Annotated in this window: 5 protein-coding genes and 1 pseudogene; 2 read left to right on the top strand and 4 right to left on the bottom strand. The window is 65.7% G+C overall.

Annotated elements, in window-relative coordinates:
* Window positions 1-41 precede the first annotated feature (41 nt).
* The 4 genes from IH26_RS0151605 to IH26_RS0151590 form a co-directional block, all read right to left on the bottom strand.
* Window positions 42-545 carry an integrase gene (locus IH26_RS0151605; protein WP_034218199.1) on the bottom strand — a complete coding sequence of 168 codons (504 nt, stop codon included), beginning with the start codon at window positions 543-545 and terminating at the stop codon, window positions 42-44.
* A complete protein-coding gene (locus tag IH26_RS0151600; RefSeq protein ID WP_169789951.1) occupies window positions 542-1,666 on the bottom strand; it encodes a tyrosine-type recombinase/integrase in 1,125 nt (374 codons plus the stop codon). The genes IH26_RS0151605 and IH26_RS0151600 overlap by 4 nt, the downstream gene beginning before the upstream one ends.
* Window positions 1,667-1,993: 327 nt before the next feature.
* Complete coding sequence (locus IH26_RS0151595; RefSeq protein ID WP_030443660.1) at window positions 1,994-2,413, bottom strand: ISL3 family transposase; 420 nt, start codon at window positions 2,411-2,413, stop codon at window positions 1,994-1,996.
* 475 nt (window positions 2,414-2,888) lie between these two features.
* A complete protein-coding gene (locus tag IH26_RS0151590; protein ID WP_051810078.1) occupies window positions 2,889-8,993 on the bottom strand; it encodes an RHS repeat-associated core domain-containing protein in 6,105 nt (2,034 codons plus the stop codon).
* Between the two features lie 571 nt (window positions 8,994-9,564).
* Between IH26_RS0151590 and IH26_RS0151585 the strand changes: the two genes are divergently transcribed.
* Window positions 9,565-9,816, top strand: a complete 252-nt coding sequence (locus tag IH26_RS0151585) for a hypothetical protein (RefSeq protein WP_030443658.1) — start codon at window positions 9,565-9,567, stop codon at window positions 9,814-9,816.
* A 48-nt stretch (window positions 9,817-9,864) separates the two neighbouring features.
* A pseudogene (locus IH26_RS0151580) lies at window positions 9,865-10,223 on the top strand (hypothetical protein); the annotation flags it as partial.

Raw genomic sequence — 10,223 nt, 5'->3', positions numbered from 1 at the left:
GCAAACGCATCCTTCATCCAGCATGAGCCACCGTCACAAGATCAGCGACAGACCCCGTTCATCCGTACGTGGCTGGGCACATTCACGCGTACCCCGACAAGTGCCTCCCCGACACGCATGCCGGTGGCCGCGAGCAGCCCGATCAGGGTGTGGTGGCTGGCCGCGCGCAGCGGGTCCCGGATGCCCTGGACGGCGTGGGTCATCAGCAGTTCGACGTCGGCGCGCTGATAGATGAACGGAGGCCGCCACTGCTTGCGGTAGGAGATGAGCCCGAGCGGTGGCACCTGGGTGCGGGGATCGACGCCGGCCATGTGCCGGGCGAACCCGCGGGCCACGGTCATCCGCTTTGCCCGCAGGTTGCTGCCCGGCGCGGCGTCCGGTTGTTGCGCCCAGGCCAGGGCCGCGTCGAGCGTGACGGTCGTGGCGCCGATCGAGTCCAGGTAGGCCACGAAACGTGGCAGCAGACGGACCGCCTCGGCGAGCTCGTGTCCGAGCGCGTTGCGCAGCCGCAGATAGTCCTCGGCCCGCTGGGCCAGGGCGCTCATCGAGACACCACCAGACCGGAGATCGGCCAGGGGCCGGCCACCGCGCGCAGCGCGGCCCGGTCGAGCTTGGCATAGACGGCGGTGGAGACCAGGTCCCGGTGCCGCAGGACCTGGCCGATCTCGACCAGATCACCGCCCTCGCGCAGCATCTCGGTCGCCAGTGCGTGACGCAGACGATGACCGCCGACCAGGGCCAGCCCCGCCCTCCGGCAGGCCCGGTAGACCACCCGCGTGATCGAGCTGGGGTGGATCGGCCGGAACGGCGCGTAACAGGTCAGGATCACGTTCGGGCACGACGAGACCGGGCGGCCGTCGCGCAGATACCCGACGAGCGCCTCACCGACCTCGACGGTCAACGGCAGTCGATCCTCGCGCCGTGCCTTGCCCCGCACCAGGAGCTCTCCAGCGCGCCAGTCGATGTCGTCCAGCCGGAGCGCGGCGACCTCGCCCGAGCGCAGACCCAGCCGGCCCAGCAGGCAAAGCATCGCGAAATCCCGTAGCCCGGCCGATGTCGAACGGTCGCAGCCGGCCAGCAGTGCAGCCACCTGCGCCCGGGTCAACGTCTCGGGCAGCCGGGCGTCCTTCCATCCCGCCACCGGCGGCATCGCCGTTCCAAGATCCGTGCCGGTCAATCCCCGCACGAACAAGAACCGCAGCAGCGACCGCAGGTCAGCAGCTTCCCGCTTGGCGGACTCGAGCACCAGCCGGGACCGGCATTGCAGCAGATAGCCATGAACCTCGTCGGCGTCCAGGCCCTCGACCAGCTCGCCGCTGGGTCGTCCGGCTGCTCGGCCCGCGAGGAAACGTCTGGCCATCCGCTGATACCGCACCACGGTCAGCGGCGCCAACCCCCGATCACGGACCAGATACCGACCGTATTGATCCAGCAGGTTATCCAGGGCGGTCGCCTCCGGTGGTCGCTGCGGGGGCAGGACATTCAAGTCCTGCAGGTACTCGAACAACGGCACGAGCATCCGCATCGTCGGCACCCGTCGCCGCCCAGCCGCCCGCTGATCCGCCAGGAACGACTCGGCCCGATCCCGGGTCAACTCCTCGACGCTGACTCCGCCGGCCGCAAGCCACCGGTTCAGCCAGCCCACCAGCGAAACGTGATCCCTCACCGACCTGGCGGAGTGGCCACGCCGCCCCAGCAGAGACCGGTAGCCATCGACGAATACCGTCAACGGCCCCTCGTCATGAACCCACGCCTGAGCCATCTCACCTGCCCCTTTCCGAAGCGCTCAGCTCCGACAAGGACAGCCTCAGCCGCGGCGACCGCGACCTACAACCACGCGATTATCCCGACCACAGCACCCCGCACGACCTCCAGAACCAGGCCACCACCCACACCTCCAGCCCCCGGACCGGCCACCGCGGGACAATCACAAGCTCGGGATAAGTCCACGCTGAGCACGGCGGGGCCGGCAGTTGCGGGACCTGGGCGCCCATCAGTACCCGCAGCACCGTGCTCCGCGAGACGCGGGCGCCGAACCGGGCCAGCACCGCGCGCCGGCCCGGCCCGTGGTCACCACGGCCAGGTCGGCGACCAGAGCGGTCAGCTGCCGGGTGCGGCGCGCCCAGCGCTTCGTCACGTCCGGTACCTGCTCACGAAGCGTGCGCCGCGGGCAGGTCGCCGTCACGCAGACCAGCCGCCGAACACGCACCTGCGCGATAACGGCACGTCCACCGACGGGCAGATCAGCCAGCTGCCGCTGGTGATAGGCGTGCACCCGCTCGCTGAGCTGCCCACATTCAGGGCAGGCCGCCCCACCCGGCGGCGTCCGAGCCATCACGCGCACGAGGTTTCCGAGGTCGAGTACCTGGTCGATGACCAGCGCCGACAGGCCGGGGAAAACGGTTTTGATCAAGTCGCACGAGCGTCATGATCCCGCAGGCGTCCAGCCACATAGGACGGCGGGTGGACCACCGTTTCTGCGCCAGAGCCGTTTTCTTGACAGACCCCGCCGGTAGGCGCTAAGACCTTGCAGAGGCTTGGGCGAGGAACAAAGACGGTCGTGATGCCCGGTAGCCGCTCGTTTTGGTTGGGCGGCTACCGGGCAGCATTGGTTCAGACTCGTCGCATGATCAGTGCGCAAACGTAAAGAAGGGCACCTACTGCCATCGTGATCGCCGCAGCGACTATTAGCGGCGTGCGGTTATGGCCATTGAGCGCTGGGATGAGTAGGCCGCTGCCGGCGCCGAAGAGGACGGCACCAGGCCAAGCGAGCCCTTTGTTTACCGCCCGTCCCCGGATTCCCCAGATGAGGAGTGCGGCCCAGGCAGCGGCAATGATGGGGACTTCGAGCCAGCTCCTTTCAAATGAGGTCATTGATAATCGCCCGCCTACCTTTCAACACAGTGCCTTCCATGACGAGTTCCAAATGCGTACGTGAACGGTTGAGAGTGGGTCCAGTTGAAGATCACCTCGAACTCGAAGCAGGTGTCGTTTACGTGGGCTGCGTTGACTTCATGGATCGCCCAGGTGGTGTGGAATGCCATGAATACTCCGCACCCGACTCCCGCGCCGGCCGTGAAGGCCCACGTTACGACACCACAGATCGAGAGATCAACCATCCAAGGGATAATCCCGGATTGACCGTCTTCGTAAAAGGTCTTAGTCATGTTTTTTGTGAACGTGAAGTGCATCACCGCACCCCACCAATGCCAGGTCGTCCACCTTTTGTAAGAACGCCTGCCGTCGAGGTCGTTGTTGTTGACGGGGTTACCGGTGACGTAGTCGTACGGGTTCGCGTTGCCGCCCGGCACGGGGTCGACGCTGAGGAATCGGCCGGTGACGGGATTGTAGAGGCGGACACCCATGAGGATGATGCCGTCCGGGTTGTCGGCTGCCCGTTGTTTACCCCCGAGCCAGGCGTAGCGATTGACGCCGACCTGGTCCTTGTTGTTGAGGACACCGTATTCGTCGGTGATCGAGGATGAGTTGATGCCGACGTCGTTGTTGTTGACTGTCGCGATGATGCTGCCGCGCAGGTCGGTGAGTTCCCAGGCGATGTTGGAGGTGTTGCTCGATACGGCGATGAGTCCGGATAGGCCGGTGATGTTGCGTTGGGAGCCGGCCGTGCCGCTGTCTGTCCATGCGGGGCTGTCGGCTGTTCCGCTGTAGTGGTTGGTGTGTGTGGCGCCGTTCGTGTCGGTCCAGCTGCGGATGCGCTGGTTGTCGACGTCGAGGTTGTATGTTGCCGCCGTGTTGCTGCCTTGTTTGAGGGTGCGGACCAGGTCGTTGACGTCGTAGGTGGCTGTGAGGTTGCCGCCGGCCGGGGTTTGTGTGTCCGCGGCGGGCACGGTGGTGGTGCGGCCGAGGCTGTCGTATGTGTAGCCGGTGCTGGTGACCCGGTCGGCGGTGTCGTAGGTCCACGTTGTGTTCGACTGGGCCGTCGTGGTCTGGCAGCTGCCGTCGCTGGCCGGGCCGTAGACGGTGAGGCTGGTGCGGTCGCTGGCTCGTCCGGCCGCGTCGCTGCCGAATCCGTACGCCCGGTTGAAGCAGGTGCCGAGTGAACGTGAGGTGGTGTTGACCAGACGCTTGTCGGCGTCATAGCTGTAGGAGCTGACTTGGAAGGATCCCTCGACCTCCGCGATGGTTCGGCCTTGCCCGATGGAGGCGGTTTCATCGTCGAGGGTGCAGTCGGCTTGTCCGCAGTTCGTTTTCGTGTAGGTCTTGCCGGTCAGCACCCCGGATTCGTAGCGGTAGGTGACGAGGATGCCGTTCGGCCATGCCTCGCTGGCTATCTTCCCGTCGGCCGTGTAGGTGGCGCTGATGGTGCCGGCTTGCCCGTCGGTGATCTTGGTGGGAAGTCCCCGGTTTTCACCGTCGGTGTCGTAGCTGATCGTGCGGGATTGGGCGCCGTCGGCTTGGCTCACCGGACGCCCCAGGACGTCGTAGGTTCTGGTCGATTGCGCGCCGTCGGTGTCTGTATACGTTGTCACGCGGTCGAGCGCGTCGTACGCGGTCGTGGTTTGCGCGGTGACGTTGCCGGAGGTATCGATCGACTGTACGTGAACGAGGTTTCCGTTGGTCGGGTCGTAAACGTTGCGTTGGGTGGGGATAGCGGCGCCGGTGCCGCTTGCTCCGACGATCGATTGGGTCAGTTGCCGTCCGGCGTTGTCGTAGGTGTAGCTGGTGGTTCGCAGTGTGCCGCTGGAGGTGGACTCGGTCACGGAGGTCGGGTCGTTGTAGAGGTTGTAGGTAGTCACCGTGGCAGGAACCTCTGGCCCACTGCCCGGCTGGCCGCCGGGGCCTGTGCGGCAGACCAAGTTGGCCCACTCGGGGTGCCCACCGCATGCCGGGTAGGTGGAGTTCGCTGCAGTGGTGTAGTAGACGGTGGTGGTTGTCGAGGGTGTGTTTGTTGTTGTTCCGCCACCGGGTGCGGTTTCGGCGGCGACTTCCCCGGAGACCGGGTCGTAGGTGTAGGTAGTCGTGAGCGCCAGACCTCCCGGGTCAGTGATGACTTTCAGAGGCTGGCGGAGAGACCAGTCGTAGGCGGTGGTCGTGGTGTGAGCGTCCGCGTTGGTCACGAGCGTTCCCACGTTGGGGATGCCTCCGTTCCAATACAGGACGGAGTCAACGGTCGTGGTGACCTGACCGCAGGGGCAGGTCCCGTTGGGCGCGCCCTGGTCATATTGATTGTCGGTGACATCGCGGCCGAGGACGGCGGTTCCGTTGGCCAAGGTGAGGTTGTGGTACGGGCTCCAGTTGGACAGGACCCGGGTGCCGTCGGCGCTGTAGATGGTTTGGCTCGACAGCGCGTTGGCCAGCTGAGCACCGTTCATGTTGAAGGTCTTCTGCTCGTCCTGGCTCAGTGCCCTCACACGGTTCGGGGCATCGAGTTCGCGAATGGTTTTGCCACGCGCGTCGTACCAGGATGTGGCGATGTTTCCGCCGGGTGTGACGCTATTGACCCGTCGGCCGTTGGCGTTCATGTAGGCGATTTGAGCCTTGGTCCAGCTGCCGGGCAGGGTGCCATTGCTCTGATTGCCGTCTGGCACCTGAGTGGGCGGGAAGATCGCGGTGGCTTGGGTGGGCTGCTCGTATTCTCCCCAGGCTGCGGTTGCCGAAGCACCCATGTCGTAAGGGCCACCCGCGGAAACGGTCAGGGGGACGTTGTAGACGACGGTGGTCGTCGCCGTTCCTGCTGACAGGGCCGAGCGTGAGACAGTGGCCAGTCGTCCTGCGCCGGCGTCGCCCGGAACCGTCGTGTAGGTCAGCTGCCAGGACGGAACCGGACTCGGATTGTCGCTGGACTGGCTGACCGGTGTGATGGCCGCCAGTGTTCCGTCGGTGTTGTACGTGTAGGTGTTCCAGAGATGCGCTGTTCCGTTGTCCAGCCGAGGATCCCATTGGGCGGCAAGCCGACCAGTCCCGTCATAGAGGTACGCCGAGACGTCGATGGTCTTCATCGCGTTGCTGGCGGGGTCCCATGCGACGAGCGAGACCGTCTTGACTCGGCCCGTGAAGTCACCGTTCGCCGTCGCCGTCGCTGTCGTCGTGGATGCGTAGGTGAATGTTAGCGCCCTGCAGCCCTTGACCGGGTTTGCGCAGTCCGACACACCGGCCGGTAGAGGAGCCAAGATCTGTGTGGGTCGGGTGACTGTGACGCCATCGACAGTGGCGGCCTGCCAAGACACAGTCATGCTGTCGCTGGCTCCGGGCTTGGTCACCGCGGTCGGGTTATACACGCTGGCCTGCGCCCCTGTGGCGTGACTGAAGATAACGACGTTACCTTCCTGGTCGGCCAGTTTGTATTGACCGGCAGTGTAGGTGAGAGTTAGAGCTTCATATCCGACTTGGGACGTGAATGTGGTGCTGGTCTTCTGAGTGAAGCCGATTGTTGAGCCGTCCGGCATGCCTACTGTGACGAGTGACCCTGCCACGAACAGCGATGTGAACGGCGCCTCGGCGGCATCGACGACGGTAGACGATAGCCATCCCGGCCCGAACATATGGGTCGAGTCGAATACGGCCGCCTGGCGGCTGTTGAACGACCTGCCCAGCGCTGGGTCAGAGTCGTAGGAATCCAGCGAGACGTCGCTCATAGCAATGTTGAAGTTGCCAGTGACCAGATTAACCGATCCGGGTCCGACTTCGGTGGACTGGGCCGATGCCTTGTTTGGGTCAAAGACAACGCCGTTTCCGTTAGAGACGGTGCCGTTGTTGAACTGGGCGCGGATCTGCAGCGGTCCTGGCAGTGCGTCTGCGCCGGCCTCGGCGTCGTTCAGGGTCTTGGCGATGTTCCAGTTCAGTGCGGCGAATTGCCCGCTGGTGCCCGCGAACGGCCACGTCACCGCTGTGCCGCCCGCCGCCGTCGTGACGTCTGCGGCGGGAACGGTGGCCCAGGTGTCAGCGTCACCGCGCCGCCACTGGTAGGTGACGCCGGTCGCGCTAGACTGCGCCACGCTGACCAGGCTCGTCTGGCTCGCGAGTACAGATCCTGAAGGGGGGCTGGTGAGGCTGCCGTTGCCCGCGTAGAAACTGTAGGGCGTCACGGCAGATTCGTTGCCCGCCCGGTCGACGCTCTGCACATACAGGGTGTGCTGGCCCTCCGTGGTCGGAGTAAGCGACACGCTCGCCGAGCCCCCCAGAGCCGTCGGGCTCACCGTGTTCGTCGGCGGGTTGCTGTCCAGGCCGTACAGGTAGGTCGACACGTCCGATATCCCGGCCGCGCCGAAGGTAAAGGTGCCGGCGGTGTTCGCCGCCCCCGCCCAAGCGCCAGCAGGATAGACCGTCGAGGCGACCGTGGGTGGTGCCGACGGTGCGGTGGCGTCGATGGTGAACTCGCAGGGGCTGGCCCATGGCCCCCAGGCGACGCTGTCGAAGCCGCGGGCTTTCCAGGAGTAGCTGGTGCCGTCAGTGAACGCCCCGGCCGGGACGGCGGTGCCGAACAGAGAGCCGGAGGCGGCGCCGGGAAGTGGCTGCGCGCTGCCGATCTTCGCTCCCGCCAGGGTGTCCCACTCGATCTCCGGGCGTACCGACCCGCCTTCCGGGTCGGTGACCCGCACCCGCAGCGTCGGGGTAGCCGTGCTGATGTACGGCCGGCTCGATCCGGTCGCGCACGCCACCCCGGGTACGGTGCCCTTACTGGTGATCGTCGGGTACGCGGTGTAACTGATCGTCACATACGGGTTGTTGTTGAACTCCTTGTACGAGCGCAGCCCCGTCTCGTCCGTCGACGGGGCGCGCAGCCCGTAGGTCAGGTCCGACCAGGAACCGTCCGCCGCTGCCTGAACATGTCCGGTCACGTCGAACGAGATCGCGGCACCGGGGTGCGAGCTGTCACAACCAGCCAGTGAGGTCACGCTGCCCTGTTTGGTGGACCAGGTCGGCTGGGCGTTCCAAGTCGTGGCCGAGCCGGCGTAGGTGGTCGACCATAGCTCCACCGGGTGCGACTCGCAGTACAGGCTGTACTGCTGGGTGATGTGGAAGTCCGCGTCGATGATGTACTTCCCGGCGACCGGGGTCGCGCCGACGTTGAGATCGAAGAACGACCGGTATTTGTTGTTCGACACGTTGGTGCCGCCGACCTGCGCGGTACCGGTCGAGTTCCAGTATGACGTCGTCGGGTTGTTCGAGTTGACCTTCGTCCACGCCGAGCGGGTCGCCGTCGCTCCCGGGTCGATGTACACCGGGTACACCGTGTTTGCGTCGTCGAGCATCGCCGCGTCCGGTGTCACCGCGATGCTGGAGTTCGTCACGCTGGAGTTCGTCGCGCTGGACTTCGCCACTTTGGTAGCCAGTTTCTCGCTACGGCCGAGCAAGCCCTGCGCGAGCGGCGACGGTGCCGGCGAGGCGGTCTTCGCGGAGGAGTCCCACATCTCCGGGGCGTTTCCCGCGAGCTTCACCGTGCCCTTGGCGTCTGTCGCACGCAGGTTGCCGCCGCTGTCGGCCGACAAGGTCAGCCCGGTGGTGGCGACCGGAAACTGCAGCGTAGCCAGCTTCGGGTTGGCCGCCGCCGCCCGGTCCTTGACCACCAGGACTTCAGCGTAGCCGTCGACGTCGGCCTGCAACTGCATGTCGACGCCAGGCAACACCTCCGGGTACGTGGCGGTGTTGCCGGCCAGCACGGGAGCAGGCAGGCTGCCGAGTGGCGACCCGACCCGCATCGTGTCGCCGGACTCAGTGATGGTCACCATCGATCCCGTGCCGCCGCCGGAGAAGCTCAGCCCTACCGCAGTCGCTGCGGGCTTGATCGAGCCGTCGGGCTGGATCGAGAGGGTGGTGTCCACCGGAATCCACGAGTTGTCGCGTTCGATCCGCACCGGCCGGTAGTAGTGCTCCCAGTTCACCTGCCCGTTCGGCTGGGCCCAACCCTCGTCATACTCGCTCGTCTGGCTGTCGATCTTTACCTGGCCGCCGCAGATCCGCGCCGTCACCAGCGCAGCAGCCTCGTCCGGCCGCGAAGCCGGGCAGCTCGGCTTGCTCGCGTTGTCGTCCACAGCCGCGTCAGCCGGACTGGCTTGAAGAAAGTTAGCGGCGAGCACCGCGACCGTGAAACTCGCGATCCTCGTTGCCCACGAACTTGGTCGAGGCCTGCCCGGTACGCCAAACAGCAGCGATCGTCGATGGAACGGTGACACGTCGTTCCTTCCCCCGTATTTCGCGCACCGGCAAAGGAGCCAGACGCACCTGAAGCTGGAGGAGTAGTTAAACAAGTCTGAGAAACGACTGTAAGGAATGAGATTCTAGTCACGTCGAATAGGTGCTCTAACGGATCAAATAGTCCTATGGCAGCCAAATAGCCCGGTCAGTGATGGATCCAGACATTCGCTGTCCCTAATGCCCTTGGCATGCTCAGCCAACAGTTCCGGCCGGTCAGCCGTCGAGGCAGCTCAAACGGCCTCACGTCACAAGGAGACTGGCAGACGAACCGTGCGGGTGCCGAAAACCTCATCCGCCCTGGTCACAGCCATCCCGATTGCCGACGTGGGCAGGAGGGGACCCGGACTGGTTTCGGTGATCGGACCTCGGCGATGCTCGATGCAGGGTGCTCCGCGAGGATGATGGGTTGTGTTGCTGCGGCTGGCCTACCTCGGTGTGACCAACGCCCTCGCATTGCTGCGGCTGTTGCCGATGAGCGGCCGTGACAAGGACGCCGAGATCCTTGCCTTACGTCACCAGGTCATGGTGCTCGAACGGCAACTCGGAGGCGACCGGGTCCGGTTCACCCCGGCCGACCGGGCCTGGCTGGCGGCCCTGCTGCACCGGTTACCGCGAACGGTGCTGCACCAACTGGAGCTGGGATTTTCGGGTTGGCGTTGAGGATCATCGGTATGGCGGTTCGGCTGGTGTACTCGGCTGGTGTACTTGATGATGATCCGGCTGGTCGGCGCTCTCGGGTTGCTGGCCCGTAGCGACAGCGCGCTGCTGGCGGAGGTCCTCGTGCTGCGTCACGAGGTGGCGGTGCTGCGGCGGCAGCTCAACGGCCGGCCCCGGTTGTCCTGGCCGGACCGGGCCGTCCTGTCCGGCCTGGCCCGGCTGCTACCCACCCCGGTCCGGGCCCATCGGCTGGTCACCCCAGCCACCCTGCTCGGCTGGCACCGGCGGCTGCTGCGCCGCCACTGGACCCGTCCCCGCAAGGCGGGCCGGCCGCCGGTCAGCGACGAGATCCGCGACCTGGTCCGCCGTCTCGCCCGACAGAATCCGCGATGGGGACATCGACGCGTCCA

The sequence above is a fragment of the Actinoplanes subtropicus genome, from assembly GCF_000721705.1.
Taxonomy (GTDB): Bacteria; Actinomycetota; Actinomycetes; order Mycobacteriales; family Micromonosporaceae; genus Actinoplanes; species Actinoplanes subtropicus.
Note: the sequence above shows the minus strand (reverse complement) of the source record. Positions and strands in the feature narration are given on the sequence as shown.

Coding starts and splice junctions, on each gene's coding strand:
- IH26_RS0151605 (WP_034218199.1), bottom strand. CDS start 545: ATGAGCGCCCTGGCCCAGCGGGCCGAGGACTATCTGCGGCTGCGCAAC.